This is a genomic window from Streptomyces sp. HUAS MS02 (assembly GCF_055702265.1).
Map to the genome: position 1 here is coordinate 8407108 of NZ_CM146747.1, position 22307 is coordinate 8429414.

The window sequence follows — 22307 nt, forward strand, 5'->3', positions numbered from 1 at the left end:
GTGGCGGACCCGGCCCCGCACTCGTGCCGTATGTGCACAGCGGCTGGTCAGGCCGCCCACACCCCCGAGTTCGCCGTGGTCGAGCCGAAGTCGAAGTAGAAGCGGGTGCCGTCCCGGACGTCCGTCGCGACCACGGTCCACTGGCCGGCCGGAGCGGTCTTGAAGGACGACTGGCAGGACGTGCCGCCCGAGCTCGGCAGGAAGCACACCGCGATGCTGGTCGTGGTGTTGGGCTTGATGTTGATGTCGTTGCAGTTGCTGGTGGCCGTGAGGTACGGACCGCCCTGCGGGTACCAGCGGTTGCCGGCGGGCTTGGAGTAGGACTTCGCGCTGCCGTAGCAAGACAGCGCGCTGGACTCGTTCGCCGACGCGGTCGGCGCGACGGCCAGCGCGCCGCCGACGAGCACGGCGGAGAACAGACATGCGGTCATGGTCTTGCGTATGGACACGTGTTTCCCCCTTGGTGGCGAGCCGGGTTCCCCCAGTGGTCCCCCTGGCAGCCGCAGCACGAGCGGCCTCACGAACCTGACCGTTCGCACCGACACCACGGGATGTTCCTGGGCCGCACGGGGCGGCGCACAGGACCAAACCGGCCATGTCGTGTTCGCGACATACTTCCCTCGACTCTCCGCAGACTCACCCGTCCCACTACCGCGGGCGGTCCGACGCCCTAGGCGGGCGAGTCCTCCGGCTCCGGCGGCAGCGCCACGCGCCCCGCCCGCCGCTCGCCGTCCAGCACCCTCAGGGCTCGCGCGAGCGTGGGGGCGTGCACCTCGTGCTCCCCACGCCTGTGCATCAGTTCGAGCGCGTCGCGCAGGGCGGTCGCCTTGGCGACCAGAGCCTGCGCCGCGCGCAACCCGCGGTAGGTGTCGCCCGGTCGGGCCGGATTGATCCGGCCGAGCAGATCGACCGCATCCAGGTAACGGTCGATCAGCTCGGCCTCGGCGCGCGTGAGCGCGGGCAACGGCGGCAGTTCCGGCGGGAGCATCGGCGGCTCACCTCGCGCCGGGGAGCGTACGCGAGGTCCTGTGGCTGGGGATCACCCGATCGGCCAGGCCGTACTCCACCGCGGCCTCCGCGTCGAGGAACGTGTCCCGCTCGATGTCGGCGCGGATCCGCTCCGGGCTCCGGCCCGTGTGCCGGACGAGCATCTCCTCCAGCCTCCGGCGGTTGCGCGTCAACTCCTCGGCCTGGATCGCCAGATCACTGGCCTGCCCCTCGATCCGGTCGGCCACCGCCGGCTGGTGGATCAGCACGCGCGCACCGGGCAGCACGAACCGTTTGCCCGGCGTGCCCGCCGCGAGCAGCACCGCGGCGGTCGAACCCGCCTGCCCCAGGCAGACGGTCTCCACGTCGCAGGTGACGAAGCGGATGGTGTCGTAGAGCGCCGTCATCGCGGTGAACGAGCCGCCGGGCGAGTTGATGTACAGCGAGATGTCGCGGTCCGGCGACTGGTGTTCGAGGTGCATGAACTGCGCCATCACGTCGTTCGCCGACGTGTCGTCGATCGGCGTCCCGAGGAACACGATCCGTTCTTCCAGCAACTTGGCGTACGGATCCATCGTTCGGTGACCCGCACTGGTGCGCTCCGTGAACTCGGGCAGCACATGACGGGCCGACGGTCGGTTCGCGGGCACGCGGTTCGCTGGCATGGGACACGCCTCCTCTGATCGACTCTGTAAAAAATGTACAGGACGTACGTACCGGGGAGGAGGTGTTTCGGTCGGCCGGAGCGGGCTCTCGCGCTCGGGGCGGCGCGAGGTGCCCGGTCTAAGCTGGACTCCATGGCCTACGAGATTCCGGTGACGCAAGCCAGGGCTGAGCTCGCCGATCTGATCAACCGCGTGGTCTACGGCGGCGAGCGCGTCGTCGTGACGCGGCACGGCAAGCCCCTCGTCGCCCTGGTCTCCGCGGCTGACCTGGAGCAGCTCGAAGCCCTCCAGGAGCCCGCCGACGAGCCGGTGATCAGCGCCGTCTCCCGAGTGCGCGAGGTCGCGCCGACGGCGCGGGAACAACAGCGCTTCGGCATCGCGGCGGAGCATCGGGGGTCGGGGGCTTCGTAGGACTCCTGGCGCGAGCGGTCGGCTTGGCCCGGGCGGCGGTCGCTTCCCGCTCATGCGCGGGGGACCGGCAACCTCGGCAACCGAAAGGCCGTGCGCCCCCGTCCGCTACTGCGGGGGCGCACGGCCGGTGTGGGAGAGCGGTCGCCGGGCTCAGTGGGCCGGGGTCGGCTCCGGGGTGGTCCGGTCGGTGGGCCGCTCGGCGGGGCGGGTGCGGCGCTCGCGCGGGCCGCCCAGGAGGATCGCCGTCAGGCCGAGGACGGCCCACGCGGTCAGCACCAGGGTCGGGGCCAGGGCGCCGGCGCCGTCGAAGAAGGACACCGACCTGAGGAGCGACGCCCCGGCGCCGGGCGGGAGGAGCTGACCGAGGACGCCCGCAGGCTCGGGGAGCATCTGGGGTGCGGAGGAGGCGCCCGCGAACGGGTTGCCGAGGAACACGATCAGCAGGGCGCCCAGACCGAGGCCCGCCCTGCCCAGCAGCGCGGCGAGTCCGGCCACGGTGGCCCCGACGGCCAGGGTCGCCAGGCTCAGCACGCCGGCCTCGGCCCACCAGTGGCCGCCGAGCACACCGAGCCAGCTGTCGGCGAGGGTGGCGGCCACGGCTCCGACCAGCGCGGCGGCCCCGATCAACGCGGCCGCCGCACGACCCCGGCGCAGCCCGAGCAGGGTGATCATGGCGCCGGACGCCGTACCGGCCAGGGCCAGGGGCAGCACGCTCGAACCGAAGGCCGCGCCTCGCGGGTCGTTCGCCGGGACGGCCACCACGTCGGTGGTCGTCACCCGGGCGCCTTCCTTCGCGGCCTGCTCCGTCACGGCCTGCTGCAGCAGCTGGGCGACCATCGGGCTCGCGGCCGAGGCGGTGAGCAGCTTGGGCCCGGCCGGGGAGACGACCACCGCGCCGTATACGTCCCGGTCCTCGATCGCGTCCCGGGCGGCCGCCTCGTCGGCGTAGCGGTGGATCTCGAACGCGCCGTCCCGCTGCTTGAGCTGCTGCTCGACCTGGGTGACGGCGGCCGCCGGTCCGGCCACGCCGAGCGGCAGGTCGCGCGGTGCGGTGCGGGCGTTGGGCCAGGCGAAGGCCCAGAGCGCGAGCGCCGCGACGAGCGGGACCAGGACGATGATCGCGACCATGCGGCGGCCGGGAGGCACCGAGTGGGCCGGGGTCGCCGCGCCGGTGGAAGGGGCGGCTGAGGCGGGGGTGGTGCCTGTGCCTGTGTCTGTGCCCGTGGCCTGGGCCGCGGTGGATGCAGCGGACGGGGCGGACATCTGGGTCTCCTCAAAAAAGAAGGATCGTTCGTTTTCTTTAACTCACCATGCTCCCGAGCGTCGCGCTTGTCAAGAAGGAACGTTCGTTTTACGTTGGGCGGCATGCCCCGCGTATCCCAGGAGCGCCTCGACGCCCGCCGCCGCCAGATCCTCGACGCCGCCGCCCGCTGCTTCGCCCGCAACGGCTTCCACGCCACGTCCATGCAGGACGTGCTGAAGGAGGCCGACCTGTCCGCCGGGGCGGTCTACCGCTACTTCAGCGGCAAGGAGGAACTGATCGCCGCGATCGCCGGCACGGTCCTCGCCGAGGTGCGCGCGGCGTTCGAGGAAGCCACCACGCAGGACCCTCCTCCGCCGCCGGACGTGCTGATCGGCACGGTCCTGCGCCGGGTACTGCACCGGCAGCCCATGCTGGGGGAGGCGGGGGAGTCCCTCTATCCGAGGCTCATGGTCCAGGTCTGGGCCGAGACGCTGCGCGATCCCGAGCTGCACGCCATCCTTCAGGAGGGGTTCGCAGAGGTCCGCAAGCCCTGGATCAAGATCGTCGAGGCGTACCAGGACGCCGGCATGATGCGGGCCGACATCCCCGCGATCAGCGTCGCGCGGACGATGGTGGCACTCGCCCAGGGGTTCCTCGCCCAGTACGCGCTTTTCGGGGAAGTACCGGTCCAGGTCGTCGAGCTGGGGCTGCAGGCGCTGACGAGTATGGGCGACCCGAAGGCCCGGGACTGAGCGGGCGGGGCGTTAACGTCGCCGAAACGCCACCCAATTAGCCTGCGGCCACGCCACCAGCGAATTTGCCCGGTGGCGAGGCAACCGGATCCCGCACGGTCCGGAGCGAGGATGTGAGGTGGACGCCGTGCAACTGACCCCGCACGAGCAGGAGAGGCTGCTGATCCATGTGGCGGCCGACGTGGCGGAGAAGCGCCGGGCCCGCGGCCTGAAGCTGAACCACCCCGAGGCCGTCGCGCTCATCACCGCGCACCTCCTGGAAGGCGCGCGGGACGGCCGCACGGTGGCCGAACTCATGGCGTCCGGGCGGAAGTTGCTCACCCGGGACGACGTCATGGAGGGCATCCCCGAGATGATCCACGACGTCCAGGTCGAGGCGACCTTCCCGGACGGCACCAAGCTCGTCACCGTCCACGACCCGATCGTCTGAGGGGGGCCCGTGATTCCCGGAGAGATTCTGTTCGCCTCGGACCCGATCGTCTACAACCAGGGCCGTGAGGTCACCCGGCTCACCGTCCTCAACGCCGCCGACCGGCCCGTCCAGGTCGGCTCCCACTACCACTTCGCCGAGGCCAACCCCGGCCTGGAGTTCGACCGCGCCGCCGCGCGCGGCAAGCGGCTGAACGTCGCCGCCGGCACCGCCGTGCGCTTCGAGCCCGGGATCCCCGTCGACGTCGAACTCGTACCGCTCACCGGCGCCCGTGTCGTGCCCGGTCTGCGCGGGGAGACCGGAGGTGCCCTCGATGCCTGAGATCTCGCGTGCCGCGTACGCGGACCTGTTCGGCCCCACCACCGGTGACCGCATCCGGCTCGCCGACACCGATCTGCTCGTCGAGATCGAGGAGGACCGCTCCGGCGGCCCCGGACTCGCCGGCGACGAGGCCGTGTTCGGTGGCGGCAAGGTCATCCGCGAATCCATGGGCCAGGCGCGTGCTACGCGCGCAGAAGGCACCCCGGACACCGTCATCACCGGCGCGGTGATCATCGACCACTGGGGCATCGTCAAGGCCGACATCGGCATACGGGACGGCCGGATCACCGGCATCGGCAAGGCGGGCAACCCCGACACCATGGACGGGATCCACCCCGACCTGGTCATCGGCCCCGAGACGGAGATCATCGCGGGCAACGGGCGGATCGTCACCGCCGGGGCCATCGACGCCCACGTCCACTTCATCTGCCCGCAGATCGCCGACGAGGCCCTGTCGTCCGGGGTCACGACCCTGGTCGGTGGCGGCACGGGACCGGCGGAGGGCTCGAAGGCCACGACCGTCACCCCCGGCCCGTGGCACCTCGCCCGGATGCTGGAGGCGATGGAGCAGTACCCGCTCAACATCGGGTTCCTCGGCAAGGGCAACACGGTCTCGCACGAGGCGATGCTGTCCCAGATCCGCGGGGGCGCCCTCGGCCTCAAGCTGCACGAGGACTGGGGTTCGACCCCGGCCGTCATCGACGCCTCGCTGACCGTCGCCGAACGGACCGGCATCCAGGTCGCCATCCACACGGACACCCTCAACGAGGCCGGTTTCGTGGGGGACACGCTCGCCGCGATCGCCGGGCGCGGCATCCACGCCTACCACACCGAGGGCGCGGGCGGCGGGCACGCGCCCGACATCATGACCGTCGTCTCCGAGCCGCACGTCCTGCCCAGCTCCACCAACCCGACCCGGCCCTACACCGTCAACACCGCCGAGGAACACCTCGACATGCTGATGGTCTGCCACCACCTGAACGCGGCCGTGCCGGAGGACCTCGCGTTCGCCGAGTCCCGGATCCGGCCGTCGACCATCGGGGCCGAGGACATCCTGCACGACCTGGGCGCGATCTCGATCATCTCCTCCGACGCGCAGGCCATGGGCCGGGTGGGCGAAGTCATCCTGCGGACCTGGCAGACCGCGCACGTGATGAAGCGACGGCGGGGCGCGCTCCCCGGTGACGGGCGTGCGGACAACCGCCGGGTACGTCGCTATGTCGCCAAGTACACGATCAACCCGGCGCTCGCGCAGGGACTTTCCAAGGAGATCGGGTCCGTGGAGAGCGGCAAGCTCGCCGACCTCGTGCTGTGGGAGCCCGCGTTCTTCGGCGTCAAGCCACAACTCGTGATCAAGGGCGGGCAGATCGCCTACGCGCAGATGGGCGACGCCAACGCCTCCATCCCCACGCCGCAGCCGATCCTCCCGCGGCCCATGTACGGGGCCATCGGGCGGGCGCCCGCCTCGAACTCGTTCAACTTCGTGGCGCCGCTGGCGATCGAGGACGGGCTGCCGGAGCGGCTGTCGCTGGGCAAGCGGTTCGTCGCCATCGAGTCGACCCGGGGGGTCACCAAGGCCGACATGCGGGAGAACGACGCGCGGCCCGAGGTGCGCGTCGACCCCGACAGCTTCGCCGTGCACATCGACGGGGAACTGGTGGAGGCGACACCCGCCGCCGAACTGCCCATGGCCCAGCGTTACTTCCTCTTCTGATGGCTGGGGTCCGTGATGTCTAGGGCGACTCTTCTCGTCCTGGCCGACGGCCGCTTCCCCGCCGGGGGGCACGCGCACTCCGGCGGGGCCGAGGCGGCCGTCAAGGCCGGGCTGATCACCGGGGCGGAGGGGCTGGAGGCGTTCTGCCGGGGGCGTCTGCACACCGCCGGGCTGGTGTCGGCGTCCCTCGCGGCCGCCGCCGCGCTGGGTGTCGACCCGGTCGAACTGGACGTGGCCGCCGACGCCCGTACGCCGTCGCTCGCGCTGCGGGTCGCCTCGCGGAAGCTGGGGCGGCAGTTGATGCGGGCGGCACGGGCGACGTGGCCCTCCGGGGAGCTGGACGCGGTGGCGCGGGCGTTCCCCAAGGGGGCGCATCAGCCGGTCGTGCTGGGGGTGGCCGCCCGTGTCGCCGGGCTGGGGGCGGACGATGCCGCGTACTGCGCCGCGTACGAGAGTGTGAGTGGGGCGGCGAGTGCGACGGTGCGGTTGCTGAGTCTCGATCCGTTCGAGGCGACGGGGGTGTTGGCGCGGTTGGCTCCCGAGATGGACGCGGTGGTGGGGGCGGCGGTCGAGGCGGCGCGGGGGGTGGGGGTCGGTGGGGTCGGAGGGCTGCCGGTGGCTTCCGGGCCGTTGTTGGAGATCGGTGCGGAGGTGCATGCGGCTTGGCCTGTGCGGTTGTTCGCGTCCTGAGCGGGTTCGCCCCCGCCGCCCTTGCCCTTCCCATCCCCAGGGGCTGCGCCCCTTCGACCCCCAGGCGTCCGTCCGGTGGGGGCTGGTCGCGCAGTTCCCCGCGCCCCTGAAAAGACGGGGCTGCGCCCCTGCCTTTTCGCCCCTGAAGGGCCGTAGGCCCTTCAGGGGCGCGGGGAACTGCGCGAGAAGCCCCCACCCGCACCCGCCCTACGACCGTTCTCCCCGAGCTCTTCCGCGCATACCCCACCCCCCCTCGAAACCCCCCTCGAACAAGGAGCCGCAGTCATGCATCTCGATCACGATCACTCCCACGACGGTCCCTCGGCCCTCGCCGCGGACGCGCGGCGGCCCGACGGGAGTCGGCGGGCACTGCGCATCGGGCTCGGCGGGCCCGTCGGGTCCGGTAAGACGGCGACCGTCGCCGCGCTGTGCCGGGCGTTGCGGGACGAGTTGTCCCTCGCGGTCGTGACCAACGACATCTACACCCGGGAGGACGCCGAGTTCCTGCTCCGGGAGGCCGTGCTGCCGCCCGAGCGGATCACGGCCGTGGAGACGGGGGCGTGCCCGCACACGGCCATCCGGGACGACATCTCCGCGAACCTGGAGGCCGTGGAGGACCTGGAGGACGAGGTCGGACCGCTCGACCTGATCCTCGTCGAGTCCGGCGGCGACAACCTCACCGCCACCTTCTCCAAGGGCCTCGTCGACGCGCAGATCTTCGTCATCGACGTGGCCGGCGGCGACGACATCCCCCGGAAGGGCGGGCCCGGTGTCACCACCGCCGACCTGCTCGTCGTGAACAAGACGGACCTCGCGCCGTACGTGGGGTCCGACCTCGCCCGGATGGCCGCGGACGCGAAGGCACAGCGTGCGCATCTGCCCGTGGTGTTCCAGTCGTTGCGCGGCGAGACCGGGGTCGCGGACGTCGCCGCCTGGGTCCGGGAGAAGCTCGCGGCGTGGACGGCATGACGGTGGTCCGAGGGGCCGCCGTGCAGCGGGACAGGGGGACCACCGGCGTCAGGGCCACCGCGCGCATCGCGGCCCGCGCCGACGGGCGGGGCGGTACGGCCCTGCCCGTGCTGGAGAGCGACGGGCCCCTGGCCCTGCGGCGCACCCGGGGGAGCGGTGACGCGGCGCGCGTCATGCTGGTCGGGGCGATGAGCGGGCCGCTCGGCGGGGACCGGTTCACCGTCGAGGCGGAGGTCGGCGAGGGGGCCCGGCTGGACGTCGGGTCGGCCGCCGCGACGATCGCGCTGCCCGGGCAGGCCAGGGGAGAGGCCCGCTACGACGTACGGATCGACGTGGCCGCCGGAGGCGAACTGCGGTGGCTGCCCGAGCAGTTGATCTCTGCCCAGGGGAGCGACCTGGCCGTGTCGACGCGCCTCGAACTCGCCGTCGGGGCGCGGTCGGTGTACCGGGAGGAGCAGGTGCTCGGCCGGGCCGGTGAGGAGCCGGGACGGTTGCGGAGCCGGCTCACCCTGCTGCTCGGCGGGCGGCCGTTGCTCGACCAGGAGGTGGGGTGCGGGCCGGGGGCGCCCGGCGGCTGGGACGGGCCCGCGGTGCTCGGCGGACACCGGGCGCTCGGACAGCTCCTCGTCGTACGGCCGGAGTTCGTCGACAAGCTGCCCGAGCCGAGGGTGCTGGGGGAGACCGCCGTGCTCACTCCGCTCGCCGGCCCCGCCGTCCTCGTCAGCGCGCTCGCCCCCGACGCGCTGCGGCTGCGGCGTGTGCTCGACCAGGCTCTCGCCGAGCTGGACGGTTGAGGGGAGCGAGCCCGCCATCCGCTGAACGGGACTTTCCGCACCGGTTATCGGATTAGTAAAGAACGCGTTGGCCCCCTGTTCTCAGGTGCCTCACAGGTACGAGGATCCCCGTGACCATTCGACACTTCGAAACTTCGAATCGATGTACGGGGAGTTCCCTCTTGAGAGGTATGAGGCCGACGAGAAGGGCGGGAGCGTTCGGCTCCGCCGGACTGCTCGTCACGGCGACCCTGATAGCCAGTGCCGTCACCGCGCCCGCGGCCGGTGCCGCGGACGGTGCGAGTGCGCGGGACCGTGAGGCCAAGGGAGTCGCCGTAGCCGCCGCGAAGGCGGCGAAGCAGGGCATCGCCTGGCAGGACTGCCCCGAGGGCTGGGGCCTGGAGAAGCCCATCCAGTGCGGCTGGGTCACCGTGCCGCTGGACTACGCCAAGCCGAACGGCAAGCAGATCAAGCTCGCCGTGGACCGGATCAACAGCACCGGTACGAAGGAGGAGCGCCAGGGCGCGCTCGTCTACAACCCCGGCGGTCCGGGCGGCTCCGGCCTGCGCTTCCCGCGCCGGGTCACCACCAAGAACCCGCTGTGGGTCAACACGGCCAAGGCCTACGACTTCGTGGGCTTCGACCCGCGTGGTGTCGGCAAGTCGGCGCCCATCTCCTGCGCCGACCCGCAGGAGTTCGTGAAGGCGCCCAAGATGGACCCGGTCCCGGACTCCGAGGCCGACAAGCGCAAGCAGCGCAGGCTCGCGGCGAAGTACGCGGCCGGCTGCAAGGAGCGCAGCGGCGCGATGCTGCCGCACATGACCACCCCGAACACCGCGCGTGACCTGGACGTCATCCGGGCCGCCCTCGGGGAGAAGAAGCTCAACTTCCTCGGTGTCTCGTACGGCACGTACATCGGCGCCGTCTACGGCACCCTCTTCCCGAACCACGTGCGCCGCATGGTCGTCGACAGCGTGGTGAACCCCTCCCGCGAGAAGATCTGGTACCAGGCCAACCTGGACCAGGACGTCGCCTTCGAGGGCCGCTGGAAGGACTGGACGAAGTGGGTCGCGGCGAACGACGCCACCTACCACCTCGGTGACACCCAGGCGAAGGTGCAGGCGAACTGGCTGAAGCTGCGCGCCACCGCGAAGAAGAACCCGCTCGGCGGGCTGGTCGGCCCGGCCGAGCTGATCTCCTTCTTCCAGAGCGCCCCGTACTACGACTCCGCGTGGGCGCCCACCGCCCAGGTGTGGAGCAAGTACGCCGCCGGTGACACCCAGGCGCTGGTCGACGCGGCGGCCCCGGACCTCACCGACACCGCGGGCAACGCCGCCTCCGAGAACGGCAACGCCGTCTACACGGCGGTCGAGTGCACCGACGCCAAGTGGCCCACGAGCTGGAAGAAGTGGGACCGCGACAACACCCGGCTGCACAAGAACCACCCGTTCATGACCTGGGCCAACGCCTGGATGAACCTGCCGTGCGCCACCTGGCAGTCCAAGCAGTACACCCCGGTGGACGTCAAGACCAAGAAGGGTCTGCCGCCCGTCCTGATCGTCCAGTCCGAGCGGGACGCGGCCACGCCGTACGAGGGCGCCGTCGAGCTGCACAAGCGGTTCAAGGGCTCCCGGCTGATCACGGAGACGAAGGCCGGCTCCCACGGAGTCACCGGCCTCGTCAACCCGTGCGTCAACGAGCGCGTGGACACCTACCTGCTCACCGGCAAGGTGGGCAAGGCCGACGTGAAGTGCGCCCCGCACGCCACGCCGACCCCGTAGGACCTGACCCCGTAGGACCTGCACCCGTAGGGCCTGGATCCGCAGGACCTGAAGGGGCCGTAGGGCCATGAGGGAACGGTGAGGGGGCGACCGGCAACGACGGTCGCCCCCTCACCCATGCGCCGCTCACGCACGCGCGCGGGTGTTCACGCCTGCCGCCCGGCCAGCCAGGCGTCCTCCGCCGCGTAGTCGAAGAGGTCGCCGTACACCTCGGCCATCCGGGGGTAGGCCTCCCGCCAGTCCCGTCCGCCCGCCAGCCGGTCCTCGATCCACGCGACCGTCCGCGGCAGCGACTCCGCGTACCGGACCACCGGGCGGTAGTCCAACTCCCGTTCCGCCGCCGACATGTCGCACACCACGGGCACCGGCACGGACCACGGGGTGTCGCCCACCGTGGGTGCCGGGGCGGGGCCGTCCACGAGCACGTTCTCCGTCCGTACGCCCATCACCGCGTCGATGGCGGCGGCGATCTCCAGGACCGTGGGGGCGTCGGGATCGACGGCGTTCAGCGCCCGCGAACCGGGCCGGGCGGCGGCCAGCCGGATCAGCTCGGCGATGTTGTGGACGCTCGCCGGATGGAAGCGGCTCGCACCGCCGTAGGCGAGGACCCGGCGCGGCCTGCCGTCCAGGTTGCGCTTGACGAAGTACAGCTCCCGCGGGGTGCGGCAGTGCGGTCCGTGGACGGCGCCCGCGCGCAGCAGGGTCGTGGGCAACAGGTCGCCCCCGGCGAGGAGTTCACGCTCCAGGCCCGCCTTGCGGGTGCTGTACGAGGTGTCGGCCGGCCGGACCGTGCGCTGGCTCTCGGGCAGGGGCAGCGGGTAGGCGGGGAAGCCGTCGGGCTCCGCCTGGGTGTCGAAGTTGCGGCCCTCGTCGTCCTCGTACACCGAGACGCTGGAGACGACGACCGCCGAGCCCACCCGGTCGGCCAGCGCCAGCAACTGCCGGGCGTGTTCGGGACCGTAGGCGACCACGTCCACCAGCGCGTCGCAGCCGTCACCGATCGCGGCCGCCAGCGCCGCGTCGTCGCTCCGGTCGGCGGAGACGGTCCGTACCTCATCCGGCCAGTCGTCGTCCCGGCCGCCGCCCCGCGAGACGGCCGTCACCTCCCACCCGTCGCGCGCGAGCGCGCCCACGGCCACCCGGCCGATCTGTCCCGTCGCTCCGACCACCACAGCACGTCGTGTCATGGCCTCGACCGTACGACGTCCGGGTGCCGAGCGCCTTGATGCTCCGCCACCGGCAGAACACCCGGGTCAATACGCTCAACTCAGCGGCATACGCGGGAACTTGCGCTCCTTCGCCGCGGCGGCCTCCTCCGCCTTCACGACGGCCGCGTACTGGTCGACGTACTCCTGCTCGGAGAGCGTGAGGATCGCGTACATGATCTCGTCGGTGATGGCGCGCAGCACGGCCTTCTCGTTCTCCATGCCCTCGTAGCGGGAGAAGTCGAGGGGCTTGCCGAAGCGGATGACGACGGGGTGGATGTGGGGGATGACCTTGCCCGGGGGCTGCGCCTCGAAGGTGCCGATCATGGCGCACGGGATGACGGGCACACCGGCCTTGAGCGCCATGACGGCGACGCCGACCTTGCCCTTGTAGAGGCGGCCGTCGTGCGAACGGGTGCCCTCGGGATAGATGCCGAGGAGTTCGTCCTTGCTCAGCACGCCGAGCCCCTCACGGATGGCGGCCTGGCCCGCCTCCTTGCCGGAGCGGTCGACCGGGATCTGCCCGACGCTGTGGAAGAAGAACGCCGTCAGCCGGCCCTTGAGACCCGGTCCGGTGAAGTACTCGGCCTTCGCCAGGAAGGTGATGCGGCGCTTGAGGATCGCGGGCATCAGGAAGTGGTCCGAGAAGGACAGGTGATTGCCCGCGACGATGGCCGCGCCCGACGACGGCACGTGTTCGAGGCCCTCGATGCGAGGCCGGAAGACCAGTCTCAGCAGGGGGCCCAGAAGCACGTACTTGAGCAGGTAATAGAACACGGCGTCTCCCTCGCGCTACCGGATCGGCTCTGTGGACGTGTTCGGACTCACGAGGACTCCTCGCCGACCTCGCTGACGCTGCGTCAGGCACATGAGCGCTGGTGGGCCTCGTCCCGCGTGTCGACGATTGATCGTAGCCCTACGTGCCACGTCACCGGGAGGAGGCGGGAGGAAACCGAACAGCGAGGACGCGGCCCGGGGGACCGGCGGCCCGTGGAACCGGGGCCGTGGGACCGGGGCGGCCACGCGGGGGCGCGTTGCGTCGGCACAGCACAGGAGAACACGGCACGGCACGCCACAGCCCGGCGTGCGCACCGCGCGCCCCCGCCGGCCCACCACCCCCTGATCGACATGCCGACTCCCGCGAGCGGGCTTAGCGTCGGCATATGCGCGTAGGGCGTGGCGCCGGATGACCGGGTCCGGGGAGGAGCCGGGCGTGAACGATCCGCTCGGTGAGGCCTTGGCGGCGGCGGTGCGCCGTGCGGGTGCGAGGTCCGGAGGCGTCTACGTCCTGGACCCGGACGAGGCCTTCCTCGGGCTGATCGCCCTGTGCGGCATCCCGGTCGACGCCTTCGCACCGTGGTGGCGGGCCCCCTACACGGTCCACGGCCCGACCCAGGACGCGGTACGCAACGAGCGGCTGGTCTGGGTCAGTTCCCTGGACGAACTCGCCCGCTGCTACCCGCGCGTCGCGGCGAGCATCCCCTACCAGGTCGCTTTCGCGGTCGTCCCGCTCCCCGAGGTCCGGCACTGCCGGGGCGCGCTGCTGCTGATGTGGACCCCGGGCCGGTCACCGGTCCTCAGCCGCCGCGAGCGGGGGCACATCACGGCCGCCGCCCGCCGTGTCGCCCGCGTCCTGGACGCCGCCGACCGGCCCCCGGCCATCCCTGACCGGCCACGTTTCGTCGCCCCCGACGCCGCGGAGCCGACACCGCAGTCCGGCGCCGAGGCGGCCCGGCTGGTGGAACGCCTGCCCCTGGGCACGCTCGCCCTCGACCTCAGCGGCCGGATCACCTATGTGAACGCCGCGGCCGTCGGTCTGCTGGCCAGACCGGCCGAGCAGCTGCTGGGCACGCGGCCCTGGCAGTCCCTGAGCTGGCTCGACAACATCGCGTACATGGACGCGTACCGGACCGCCATGAGCAGCCGCGAGCCGGTCGCCCTGACCGTCCTGCGGCCCCCGAACCAGTGGCTCGACCTGCGCCTCCAGACGGACGACAGCGGTACCAGCGTCCTGATCGCCCCCGACCCGTCCTCCAGGCCCCTCGGCGGGCGGCCCACCTTCACCGGAACCCCGTCGCACAGCCGCATCCACCTGCTGATGGCGCTGGCCGCGGCGCTGACGGACACCGTCGGCGTCGAGGACGTCGTCGATCTGGTCGCCGACCGGATCCTGCCCGCCTTCGGCGCCCACGGCATGATCATGTCCACCGCGCAGGCCGGCCGCATCCAGATCATCGGCTCCCGGGGCTACGACCCCGCCGTCATCGAGCAGTTCGACGGAATGCCCACGGACGCCGATCTGACCCCCGCGGGGCGCGCCCTGACCACCGGTGCCGCCTCGTTCTTCGCCGACCGCGGTGAACTCGCCCGCCTCTATCCGAGGGCCCCGCAGATCACCGACAAGCACGCGTGGGCCTTCCTGCCGCTGCTCAGCGCCGGACACCCCATCGGCTGCCTCCTGCTGGCCTACAACGACCCCCACCCCTTCTCCGCCGCCGAGCGCTCCGTCCTCACACCCCTCGCCGGGCTCATCGCCCAGGCCCTGGACCGCGCACGCCTCTACGACGCCAAGCACAACCTCGCCCACGCCCTCCAGCAGACCCTCCTGCCGCACGCCCTGCCCACCGTGACCGGCCTGGACGTCGCCGCCCGCTACCTCCCCGCGAGCCACGGCATGGACATCGGCGGCGACTTCTACGACCTCATCCGCCTCACCGACACCACCGCCGCCGCGGTCATCGGGGACGTCCAGGGCCACGACATGGCGGCCGCCGCCCTCATGGGGCAGGTCCGCATGGCCGTCCACGCCCACGCCACGGCCGGGGCCACGCCCGAGCAGGTCCTCACCCGCACCGACCGCGACCTCGCCGACCTGAACGCCGACCGCTTCGTCTCCTGCCTCTACGCCCACCTCGACCTCGCCCGTCACGAGGTCACCCTCGCCAGCGCCGGGCACCCGCCACCGCTGCTGCGCCACCCCGACCGCCGCACCCACCCCGTCGACATCCGCCCCGGCCCCCCGCTCGGCGTCGGCCTCGGGACCCCCGGCTACCCGCCCACCACGCTGCCCCTGGCCCCGGATACGCTCCTCGCCCTCTACACCGACGGTCTGGTGGAGGACCCCGGCAGCGACATCGGCCGGACCATCACCGACCTCGCCGACCACCTCGGCGACTCCGGCGACCTCCCGCTGCACCAACTCGTGGACGACCTCGTCCACCACACCCACCGCACCGGCCGGCACACCGACGACATCGCCCTGCTGCTGCTCCGGCCACTCCGCACCGCCGAGGTGTGACGGAGCCCGCACCGCCGACCCGTGACCGGACCCCGCACCGCCGGGCCCCGATCGGACCCGGCGGTGCGGCGGATCTCAGGAAGCCTCGCCCAGGACCTCCCCCAACGTCCCCAGCGCCGAGCGGAGTTCCGTCGCCGTGATCGTCAGGGGCGGGGCCAACCGGATGGTGGAGCCATGGGTGTCCTTGACCAGGATGCCCCGCTCCATGAGCCGCCGGCTGATCTCGCGGCCCGTACCGATCGCGGGGTCGACGTCGACGCCCGCCCACAGTCCGCGCGCCCGGAAACCGACCACGCCCCGGCCGACCAGTTCCGTGAGCCCCTCGCGCAGCACCCCACCGAGTTCGGCGGCCCTGAGCTGGAACTCCCCGGTGCGCAGCAGCTCGACCACCGCCGACCCGACCGCCGCGGCGAGGGGATTGCCGCCGAACGTCGAGCCGTGCTCGCCGGGCCGCAGGACCGACAGCACCTCACGGCGGGCCACCACCGCCGACACGGGCACGATGCCGCCGCCGAGCGCCTTGCCGAGCAGTACGGCGTCGGGGAGGACGTCCTCGTGCTCCACGGCGAGCGTCCGGCCGGTGCGGCCGAGGCCCGACTGGATCTCGTCCGCGATGAACAGACAGCCGGTGCGCCGGGTCAGCTCGCGGACCCCACGCAGATAGCCGTCGTCCGGGATGAGCACGCCCGCCTCGCCCTGGATGGGCTCGATGAGCACCGCCGCCGTCGTCTCGTCGACCGCCGCCTCCAGCGCCGCGAGATCGTTGTACGGGACCACCCGGAACCCGGGCGTGAACGGGCCGAAGCCGTCCCGGGCCACCGGGTCCGTGGAGAAGCTGACGATCGTCGTGGTCCGGCCGTGGAAGTTGCCGTCGGCCACCACGACGGTCGCCCGGTCGGCCGGGACGCCCTTCACCTCGTACGCCCACTTGCGGGCCACCTTGATCGCGCTCTCCACGGCCTCGGCGCCCGTGTTCATCGGCAGCACCATGTCCAGGCCGGTCAGCTCGGCCAGCGACTCGGCGAACTCGGCGAGCCGGTCGTTGTGGAAGGCCCGCGAGGTGAGGGTGAGGGTGTCGAGCTGGCGGTGCGCGGCCTCGATCAGCGCCGGGTGACGGTGGCCGAAGTTGAGGGCGGAGTAGCCGGCCAGCATGTCCAGATAGCGGCGGCCCTCGACGTCCTCGACCCAGGTGCCCTCGGCGCGGGCGACCACCACGGGCAGCGGGTGGTAGTTGTGCGCGAGGACGGGCTCCTCGGCGCGGATCAGGTCGGCCGACGAACGCGCGCGGACGGGAGCGGTCATGAGCGGATCTCCTGAGTGACGCACTTGATGCCGCCGCCGGCCTTCTGGAACTCCGACAGGTCGACGGGGACGGGGACGTAGCCCTGCCGGGCGAGCTGGTCGGCGAGCTCCTTGGCGCGGGGCGAGATGAACACGTGACGGCCGTCGGAGACCGAGTTCAGACCGAAGGCCATGGCGTCCTCGCGGGTGGCGATCACCGCGTCCGGGTAGAGGCGGGCGAGGACCGCGCGACTTCCGGGGGAGAACGCCTCCGGGTAGTACGCGATGTTGCCCGCGGAGCCGTCGCTCCCGTGGTCCAGGACGAACAGCGCCGTGTCCAGATGGTAGAACCGCGGGTCCACCAGCTGGAGGCTGACCACGGGGACGCCGAAGAACTCCTGCGCCTGGCGGTGCGCCTCACGGGTGGTGCGGAAGCCGGTGCCGGCGAGCAGATAGCGACCGGTCGGCACCAGGTCGCCCTCGCCCTCGCACACCGACTCGGACCGGCACACCTCGTACCCGGCGCTCTTGAACCAGGCGTCGTAGGCGGTGGACTCGGCGCGCCGCTCGGGCGCGTGGAACAGCGAGCCGAGGACTCGGCCGCCGAGGACGAGCGCGCAGTTGGCGGCGAACACCATGTCCGGCAGCGCCGCCACCGGCTCCACGGTGTCCACGGTGTGGCCATGGGCCCGGTAGGCGCGGATCAGTTCCTGCCACTGATCCTGGGCGAGGTCGACGTCCACGGGGACGTCCGGATGCATCCAGGGATTGATCGAGTACTGCACGGCGAAGTGTCTGGGTTCGCAGACGAGAAAGCGCCGAAGGCGCGGCACACGGCTGTCGGGCACAGAGGGTTTCTCCGCTTCCTGACGGGTGTCGACTGGGATGACACCACGGTAGGAATCGGGCCAGGCGCACGACAAGGAACGAACGTTGCGTGTTCGCGCAGTAATGCTGCGTGTTGAAGCCGCTCAGCGCACGTTCGCTGCGTCCTGGGTCGCGGCGGCCTCCGGAGCCTCCGGCAGCAGGTGCGACAGCACCATGTAGCTGATCGTCTTCCGGATGAACGGCTCGGTACGGATCCGCTCCAGCACCTCCTCGAAATGCTCCACGTCGACCGCCCGCACGTGCAGCAGCGCGTCCGCGCCCCCGGTCACCGTCATCGCCGCCGTGATCTCCGGATGGTTGCGGACCACCTCCGCGAGCCGCCGGGGCGGCGCCGCGCCCTCGCAGTACACCTCCACATACGCCTCCGTGCGCCAGCCGAGCGCCGCCGGCTGCACGGTGGCCGTGAACCCGGTGATCACCCCGCTCTCCCGCAACCGGTCCACCCGCCGTTTGACCGCGGTGGCCGAAAGCCCGATGTCCGAGCCGATCTCGGCGAAGCTGGTCCTCGCGTTCGCCATCAACGCCGTGATGATCTTGCGGTCGAGCTCGTCGAACGCCGCGGACTTGCTGTTCATGAGGGCACTGTAGCCAGCGGAGGGCGTCCGCGACCCCCGGCGCGAAGGCCTCCGCCGCGCGCCCGTGTGCATGAGTACGAATTGCTCCTACACTCCACGTTCATGCTGCGCGCGCTCGCCGTCGATGACGAGAAACCCTCCCTGGAGGAGCTGCTGTACCTGCTGAACGCGGATCCCCGGGTCGGCAGCGCCGAGGGCGCGAACGACGCCACCGAGGCACTGCGGCGGATCAACCGCGCCCTGGAGTCCGGCCCCGACGGGCCCGAGGCGATCGACGTCGTCTTCCTCGACATCCAGATGGCCGGCCTCGACGGCCTCGACCTCGCCCGCCTCCTCACCGGCTTCGCCCGGCCCCCGCTGGTCGTCTTCGTCACCGCGCACGAGGGCTTCGCCGTCCAGGCCTTCGATCTCAAGGCCGTCGACTACGTCCTCAAACCCGTCCGCCGGGAACGCCTCGCCGAGGCGATCCGCCGGGCCGCCCAGCTCCGCGAGGCGACCACGGCCACGGCCCCGGCCCCGTCGATCCCCGTCCACGAACCCGACCCCGACCAGATACCCGTCGAACTCGGCGGGGTGACCCGCTTCGTCACCGTCGACGACATCACCCACGTCGAGGCCCAGGGCGACTACGCCCGACTGCACACCCCGCACGGCAGCCACCTCGTCCGCATCCCCCTGTCGACCCTCGAGGAGCGCTGGCGCGCACGCGGGTTCGTCCGCATCCACCGCCGCCATCTCGTCGCCCTGCGGCACGTCGGCGAACTCCGGCTGGACGCGGGCACGGTCAGCGTCCTCGTCGGCTCCGTGGAACTCCAGGTCAGCCGTCGCCACGCCCGCGAACTGCGCGACCTGCTGATGCGCCGGACCACGGGCTGAGGAGCCGCCATGCCGAACGACCCCACCGAACGCCGCGTCGTCGTCACCGGGGTGCCCCGCCGCACCTCCCGCCCGTCCGGCCACCAGCGCCCCCGCACGGAGATCGACGAACAGACCACCCTCGGCCACACCTACGTCCGCTCCCTCATGCGCAGCCAACTCCGCGCCGCGCTCGCCGTGTTCGCGATCCTGGTCCTGCTGGTCGGCCCGCTGCCCCTGCTCTTCGCCGCGATGCCGGACGGCGACGGCCTGGAGTGGGCCCTCCTCGGCTTCGGCGTCTACCCACCCCTGGTCCTCCTCGCCCTCCGGCACGTACGCCGAGCCGAACGCAACGAACAGGACCTCGTCCGCCTCGTCGAGGACCGCTGAGGCGACGGAAGCAGTGAACCCGTGAACGAGAACTACGCCGTCCCCGCGGTCGCCCTCGTCGTCGTCGCGACCGTCCTCGTGGGCGCCTTCGGCCTGCGCATATCCCGCACCACCTCCGACTTCTACGTCGCCTCCCGCACCGTCGGCCCCCGCCTCAACGCGGCCGCGATCAGCGGCGAGTACCTCTCCGCCGCGTCCTTCCTCGGCATCGCCGGCCTCGTCCTCGTCCAGGGCCCCGACATGCTCTGGTACCCGGTCGGCTACACCGCCGGCTACCTCGTCCTCCTGCTGTTCGTCGCCGCCCCGCTGCGCCGCTCCGGCGCGTACACACTGCCCGACTTCGCCGAGGCCCGGCTCGCTTCGAAGACCGTACGACGGCTCGCGGGGGCCTTCGTCGTCGGCGTCGGCTGGCTCTACCTGCTGCCGCAGCTCCAGGGCGCCGGACTGACGTTGAACGTGCTCACCGACGCCCCCGAGTGGCTCGGCGGCGTCATCGTCGCGGTCGTCGTCTCCGCCACGGTCGCCGCAGGCGGCATGCGCAGCATCACCTTCGTCCAGGCCTTCCAGTACTGGCTCAAGCTCACCGCCCTCCTCGTCCCCGCCCTCTTCCTCGTCCTCGCCTGGCAGGGTGACGGCGCCCCGCGCCACGCCTTCGACGAGCCCGCGACCTTCCGCGAACAACGCGTCGTCCGCGTCGACGAAACCCTCGACCTGAAGCTCAGTGGCCCGCTGACCGTCACCGCCACCGGCACGATCGACGGCCGCCGCCACGACGACCGGCGCGTGGACCTGCCCGGCGGCACCCACCGCATCGAGAGGGGCACCCGTCTGACCTTCGCCGAGGGCGACCCCGTCCCCGTCGCCGACCGCGGCACCAACGGCGGCATGTCCACCTCGCTCGCGTCCGGCCGCGAGGAACGCCCCCTGTACGCCACCTACGGGCTGATCCTCGCCACCTTCCTCGGCACCATGGGCCTGCCCCACGTCGTCGTCCGCTTCTACACCAGCCCGGACGGTGTGGCCGCCCGCCGCACCACGGTCGTCGTCCTCGGCATGATCGGCGTCTTCTACCTCCTGCCCCCGATCTACGGGGCACTCGGCCGCCTCTACGCCCCCGACCTCACCCTCACCGGCGACGCCGACGCGGCCGTCCTCCTGCTCCCGGACCGCATGATCGGCGGCCTCGGCGGCGACCTGCTCGGCGCGCTGGTCGCGGGCGGCGCCTTCGCCGCGTTCCTGTCCACCGCGTCCGGCCTGACCATGGCGGTCGCCGGCGTCCTCACCCAGGACGTGCTGCCCGCCCGCGGCGTACGGCACTTCCGGCTCGCCACGGTCCTCGCCATGGCGGTGCCGCTCGCCGCGAGCGTCCTGGTCGGCGGGCTGCCCGTCGCCGACGCGGTCGGCCTCGCGTTCGCCGTCTCGGCGTCCTCGTTCTGCCCGCTGCTCGTCCTCGGCATCTGGTGGCGGCGCCTCACCCCGCCGGGCGCAGCCGCGGGCATGCTCGTCGGCGGCGGCGCGGCCCTCCTCGCGGTCGCCGCCACGATGGCCGGATACCCCGGCACCGGCACCCTGCACGCCCTGCTGGCCTGGCCCGCCCTCTGGTCCGTACCGCTCGGCTTCCTCACGATGGTCCTGGTGTCCCTGGCGACCCCCGGCAAGGTCCCGCCCGAGACCCCGGCGATCCTGGCCCGCTTCCACCTCCCGGAGGAACTCGTCGGCGGCCGGACCCGCGCCGCGACCAAGGAGATCGAACTGTGGCGGCGATGAGGGGCGACCGGGACGGGAACCCACGAGCGGTGAGCGGTGTACCAGATGCAGGAGGTGAGCGATGAGCGGTGAAGCGACAGGGTTCCTGGCCGGGTTCTGCGTGGCCGTGCTCCCGCTGCTCGCGGCCGGCTTCTGGCTCGGCCGGCGTACGGCCCGCCCCCGCGACAGCCTCGGCGGGCTCGGCACACCCGTCGAGCACGCCACCTTCCAGACCCTGCACACCGCCACCCTCGCCGCGCCCCCGCTGCGCGCCGGTCTCACGGAGGAGACGGCCCGCAGATCGGCCAAACGGCTGCGCACCCTGCTCGGCACGGACGCGCTGTGCCTCACCGACCACGAGTCCGTCCTCGCCTGGGAGGGCGTCGCCGAGCATCACCGCGCCGAGATCATGGGGCGCCTGGCGGGTCCTTTGGAGACCGGCCGGGGCGAGGCCTTCCGGCTGACCTGCGACATCATCGACTGCCCGGTGCGCTGGGCGGTGGTAGCCCCCCTCACGGTCGACGACCGGGTCCACGGGGCGCTCGTCGCCTGCGCGCCCCGCGAGTCCGCCGTTCTGGTCCGGGCGGCCGGCGAGGTCGCCCGCTGGGTCTCCGTCCAGCTCGAACTGGCCGATCTCGACCAGTCCCGCACCCGCCTGATCGAGGCCGAGATCAAGGCCCTGCGCGCCCAGATCTCGCCGCACTTCATCTTCAACTCGCTCGCGGTGATCGCCTCGTTCGTCCGCACCGACCCCGAGCGCGCCCGCGAACTGCTGCTGGAATTCGCCGACTTCACCCGCTACTCGTTCCGCAGACACGGTGACTTCACCACCCTCGCCGACGAACTCCACGCCATCGACCACTATCTGGCGCTGGTCCGGGCCCGCTTCGGCGACCGTCTCTCGGTCACGCTCCAGATAGCCCCCGAGGTCCTGCCGGTCACCCTGCCCTTCCTCTGCCTCCAGCCCCTCGTGGAGAACGCGGTGAAGCACGGACTCGAAGGCCGGTCCGTCACCGCCGCCGGCAAGAGCCACATCAGCATCACCGCGCAGGACGCCGGAGCCGAGGCGCTCGTCGTCATCGAGGACGACGGCGTCGGCATGGAACCCGACGTGCTCCGCCGTATCCTCGCCGGCGAGACCAGCCCGTCCGGCGGCATCGGCCTCAGCAATGTCGACGAGCGGCTCCGCCAGGTGTACGGCGACGACCACGGCCTGGTCATCGAGACCGCGGTGGGCGCGGGCATGAAGATCACCGCCCGGCTGCCGAAATACCAGCCGGGCGTACACCCGGACGGGGGAATGCCCCGCACCTGAGGATCACCCTGGGTGAGC

The 22307-nt window shown here is 72.1% G+C and carries 23 protein-coding genes; 14 read left to right on the forward strand and 9 right to left on the reverse strand.

What is annotated here, in order from left to right:
• Positions 1–47: 47 nt before the first annotated feature.
• The 3 genes from ACZ9QC_RS36345 to ACZ9QC_RS36355 all read right to left on the reverse strand — a co-directional run bounded on the left by ACZ9QC_RS36345 (position 48) and on the right by ACZ9QC_RS36355 (position 1652).
• Entirely contained in the window at positions 48–449 is a 402-nt protein-coding gene (locus tag ACZ9QC_RS36345) for a hypothetical protein (protein ID WP_472916965.1), read from the reverse strand.
• 221 nt (positions 450–670) lie between these two features.
• Positions 671–988 carry a hypothetical protein gene (locus tag ACZ9QC_RS36350; RefSeq protein WP_472916966.1) on the reverse strand — a complete coding sequence of 106 codons (318 nt, stop codon included), beginning with the start codon at positions 986–988 and terminating at the stop codon, positions 671–673.
• 7 nt (positions 989–995) lie between these two features.
• Positions 996–1652: an ATP-dependent Clp protease proteolytic subunit gene (locus ACZ9QC_RS36355; RefSeq protein WP_472916967.1), complete on the reverse strand. Its 657-nt coding sequence runs from the start codon at positions 1650–1652 to the stop codon at positions 996–998.
• Positions 1653–1784: 132 nt separating this feature from the next.
• Here ACZ9QC_RS36355 and ACZ9QC_RS36360 point away from each other — a divergent pair, with 132 nt between their 5' ends.
• Complete coding sequence (locus ACZ9QC_RS36360) at positions 1785–2063, forward strand: type II toxin-antitoxin system Phd/YefM family antitoxin (RefSeq protein WP_472916968.1); 279 nt, start codon at positions 1785–1787, stop codon at positions 2061–2063.
• A 150-nt stretch (positions 2064–2213) separates the two neighbouring features.
• Here the strand turns inward: ACZ9QC_RS36360 and ACZ9QC_RS36365 are convergent, their stop codons facing one another.
• Entirely contained in the window at positions 2214–3326 is a 1113-nt protein-coding gene (locus tag ACZ9QC_RS36365) for an ABC transporter permease (RefSeq protein WP_472916969.1), read from the reverse strand.
• A gap of 102 nt (positions 3327–3428) precedes the next feature.
• On the opposite strand from ACZ9QC_RS36365, the gene ACZ9QC_RS36370 reads away from it, so the two are divergent.
• The 8 genes from ACZ9QC_RS36370 to ACZ9QC_RS36405 all read left to right on the forward strand — a co-directional run bounded on the left by ACZ9QC_RS36370 (position 3429) and on the right by ACZ9QC_RS36405 (position 10736).
• Entirely contained in the window at positions 3429–4058 is a 630-nt protein-coding gene (locus tag ACZ9QC_RS36370; RefSeq protein ID WP_472916970.1) for a TetR/AcrR family transcriptional regulator, read from the forward strand.
• A gap of 127 nt (positions 4059–4185) precedes the next feature.
• The gene (locus tag ACZ9QC_RS36375) at positions 4186–4488 is read left to right on the forward strand and encodes an urease subunit gamma (protein ID WP_037727756.1); all 303 of its coding nucleotides are present in this window, start codon (positions 4186–4188) and stop codon (positions 4486–4488) included.
• 9 nt (positions 4489–4497) lie between these two features.
• Positions 4498–4809, forward strand: a complete 312-nt coding sequence (locus tag ACZ9QC_RS36380; RefSeq protein ID WP_184896850.1) for an urease subunit beta — start codon at positions 4498–4500, stop codon at positions 4807–4809.
• Positions 4802–6523 carry an urease subunit alpha gene (locus tag ACZ9QC_RS36385; protein ID WP_472916971.1) on the forward strand — a complete coding sequence of 574 codons (1722 nt, stop codon included), beginning with the start codon at positions 4802–4804 and terminating at the stop codon, positions 6521–6523. The genes ACZ9QC_RS36380 and ACZ9QC_RS36385 overlap by 8 nt, the downstream gene beginning before the upstream one ends.
• A 15-nt stretch (positions 6524–6538) precedes the next feature.
• Positions 6539–7213, forward strand: a complete 675-nt coding sequence (locus ACZ9QC_RS36390; RefSeq protein WP_472916972.1) for an urease accessory protein UreF — start codon at positions 6539–6541, stop codon at positions 7211–7213.
• 285 nt (positions 7214–7498) lie between these two features.
• The gene (gene ureG, locus ACZ9QC_RS36395) at positions 7499–8182 is read left to right on the forward strand and encodes an urease accessory protein UreG (RefSeq protein WP_472916973.1); all 684 of its coding nucleotides are present in this window, start codon (positions 7499–7501) and stop codon (positions 8180–8182) included.
• Positions 8179–8976, forward strand: coding sequence for an urease accessory protein UreD (locus tag ACZ9QC_RS36400; protein ID WP_472921910.1), 798 nt, complete (start codon positions 8179–8181; stop codon positions 8974–8976). Before ureG ends, ACZ9QC_RS36400 begins: the two co-directional genes overlap by 4 nt.
• A 170-nt stretch (positions 8977–9146) precedes the next feature.
• The gene (locus tag ACZ9QC_RS36405; RefSeq protein WP_472916974.1) at positions 9147–10736 is read left to right on the forward strand and encodes an alpha/beta hydrolase; all 1590 of its coding nucleotides are present in this window, start codon (positions 9147–9149) and stop codon (positions 10734–10736) included.
• A 146-nt stretch (positions 10737–10882) separates the two neighbouring features.
• Here the strand turns inward: ACZ9QC_RS36405 and ACZ9QC_RS36410 are convergent, their stop codons facing one another.
• Together ACZ9QC_RS36410 and ACZ9QC_RS36415 are read right to left on the reverse strand one after the other, a co-directional pair.
• Positions 10883–11908, reverse strand: coding sequence for an NAD-dependent epimerase/dehydratase family protein (locus tag ACZ9QC_RS36410; RefSeq protein ID WP_472921911.1), 1026 nt, complete (start codon positions 11906–11908; stop codon positions 10883–10885).
• A gap of 90 nt (positions 11909–11998) precedes the next feature.
• Entirely contained in the window at positions 11999–12718 is a 720-nt protein-coding gene (locus tag ACZ9QC_RS36415; protein WP_184896859.1) for a lysophospholipid acyltransferase family protein, read from the reverse strand.
• Between the two features lie 409 nt (positions 12719–13127).
• On the opposite strand from ACZ9QC_RS36415, the gene ACZ9QC_RS36420 reads away from it, so the two are divergent.
• Positions 13128–15239, forward strand: a complete 2112-nt coding sequence (locus ACZ9QC_RS36420; protein WP_472916975.1) for a SpoIIE family protein phosphatase — start codon at positions 13128–13130, stop codon at positions 15237–15239.
• A 75-nt stretch (positions 15240–15314) separates the two neighbouring features.
• Here the strand turns inward: ACZ9QC_RS36420 and rocD are convergent, their stop codons facing one another.
• The 3 genes from rocD to ACZ9QC_RS36435 all read right to left on the reverse strand — a co-directional run bounded on the left by rocD (position 15315) and on the right by ACZ9QC_RS36435 (position 17983).
• A complete protein-coding gene (gene rocD / locus ACZ9QC_RS36425) occupies positions 15315–16541 on the reverse strand; it encodes an ornithine--oxo-acid transaminase (RefSeq protein ID WP_472916976.1) in 1227 nt (408 codons plus the stop codon).
• Positions 16538–17368, reverse strand: coding sequence for a dimethylargininase (ddaH, locus tag ACZ9QC_RS36430; RefSeq protein ID WP_472916977.1), 831 nt, complete (start codon positions 17366–17368; stop codon positions 16538–16540). Before ddaH ends, rocD begins: the two co-directional genes overlap by 4 nt.
• A 123-nt stretch (positions 17369–17491) precedes the next feature.
• Positions 17492–17983, reverse strand: a complete 492-nt coding sequence (locus ACZ9QC_RS36435; RefSeq protein WP_469077275.1) for an Lrp/AsnC family transcriptional regulator — start codon at positions 17981–17983, stop codon at positions 17492–17494.
• Between the two features lie 102 nt (positions 17984–18085).
• Here ACZ9QC_RS36435 and ACZ9QC_RS36440 point away from each other — a divergent pair, with 102 nt between their 5' ends.
• The 4 genes from ACZ9QC_RS36440 to ACZ9QC_RS36455 all read left to right on the forward strand — a co-directional run bounded on the left by ACZ9QC_RS36440 (position 18086) and on the right by ACZ9QC_RS36455 (position 22289).
• Positions 18086–18859 (forward strand): LytR/AlgR family response regulator transcription factor, encoded by a 774-nt coding sequence (locus ACZ9QC_RS36440; RefSeq protein WP_472916978.1) that lies wholly within the window; start codon positions 18086–18088, stop codon positions 18857–18859.
• A 9-nt stretch (positions 18860–18868) separates the two neighbouring features.
• Positions 18869–19228, forward strand: coding sequence for a hypothetical protein (locus ACZ9QC_RS36445; RefSeq protein WP_472916979.1), 360 nt, complete (start codon positions 18869–18871; stop codon positions 19226–19228).
• 21 nt (positions 19229–19249) lie between these two features.
• The gene (locus tag ACZ9QC_RS36450; protein WP_472916980.1) at positions 19250–20995 is read left to right on the forward strand and encodes a sodium/solute symporter; all 1746 of its coding nucleotides are present in this window, start codon (positions 19250–19252) and stop codon (positions 20993–20995) included.
• A 61-nt stretch (positions 20996–21056) separates the two neighbouring features.
• Entirely contained in the window at positions 21057–22289 is a 1233-nt protein-coding gene (locus tag ACZ9QC_RS36455; protein WP_472916981.1) for a sensor histidine kinase, read from the forward strand.
• Positions 22290–22307: the final 18 nt, after the last annotated feature.

What these genes read in the sequence shown, in the direction of transcription:
- ACZ9QC_RS36350 (WP_472916966.1), bottom strand. Translation starts at nt 988, where the DNA reads ATGCTCCCGCCGGAACTGCCGCCGTTGCCCGCGCTCACGCGCGCCGAG.
- ACZ9QC_RS36355 (WP_472916967.1), bottom strand. Translation starts at nt 1,652, where the DNA reads ATGCCAGCGAACCGCGTGCCCGCGAACCGACCGTCGGCCCGTCATGTG.
- ACZ9QC_RS36360 (WP_472916968.1), top strand. Translation starts at nt 1,785, where the DNA reads ATGGCCTACGAGATTCCGGTGACGCAAGCCAGGGCTGAGCTCGCCGAT.
- ACZ9QC_RS36365 (WP_472916969.1), bottom strand. Translation starts at nt 3,326, where the DNA reads ATGTCCGCCCCGTCCGCTGCATCCACCGCGGCCCAGGCCACGGGCACA.
- ACZ9QC_RS36370 (WP_472916970.1), top strand. Translation starts at nt 3,429, where the DNA reads ATGCCCCGCGTATCCCAGGAGCGCCTCGACGCCCGCCGCCGCCAGATC.
- ACZ9QC_RS36385 (WP_472916971.1), top strand. Translation starts at nt 4,802, where the DNA reads ATGCCTGAGATCTCGCGTGCCGCGTACGCGGACCTGTTCGGCCCCACC.
- ACZ9QC_RS36390 (WP_472916972.1), top strand. Translation starts at nt 6,539, where the DNA reads ATGTCTAGGGCGACTCTTCTCGTCCTGGCCGACGGCCGCTTCCCCGCC.
- ureG (WP_472916973.1), top strand. Translation starts at nt 7,499, where the DNA reads ATGCATCTCGATCACGATCACTCCCACGACGGTCCCTCGGCCCTCGCC.
- ACZ9QC_RS36400 (WP_472921910.1), top strand. Translation starts at nt 8,179, where the DNA reads ATGACGGTGGTCCGAGGGGCCGCCGTGCAGCGGGACAGGGGGACCACC.
- ACZ9QC_RS36405 (WP_472916974.1), top strand. Translation starts at nt 9,147, where the DNA reads ATGAGGCCGACGAGAAGGGCGGGAGCGTTCGGCTCCGCCGGACTGCTC.
- ACZ9QC_RS36420 (WP_472916975.1), top strand. Translation starts at nt 13,128, where the DNA reads ATGACCGGGTCCGGGGAGGAGCCGGGCGTGAACGATCCGCTCGGTGAG.
- rocD (WP_472916976.1), bottom strand. Translation starts at nt 16,541, where the DNA reads ATGACCGCTCCCGTCCGCGCGCGTTCGTCGGCCGACCTGATCCGCGCC.
- ACZ9QC_RS36435 (WP_469077275.1), bottom strand. Translation starts at nt 17,983, where the DNA reads ATGAACAGCAAGTCCGCGGCGTTCGACGAGCTCGACCGCAAGATCATC.
- ACZ9QC_RS36440 (WP_472916978.1), top strand. Translation starts at nt 18,086, where the DNA reads ATGCTGCGCGCGCTCGCCGTCGATGACGAGAAACCCTCCCTGGAGGAG.
- ACZ9QC_RS36445 (WP_472916979.1), top strand. Translation starts at nt 18,869, where the DNA reads ATGCCGAACGACCCCACCGAACGCCGCGTCGTCGTCACCGGGGTGCCC.
- ACZ9QC_RS36455 (WP_472916981.1), top strand. Translation starts at nt 21,057, where the DNA reads ATGAGCGGTGAAGCGACAGGGTTCCTGGCCGGGTTCTGCGTGGCCGTG.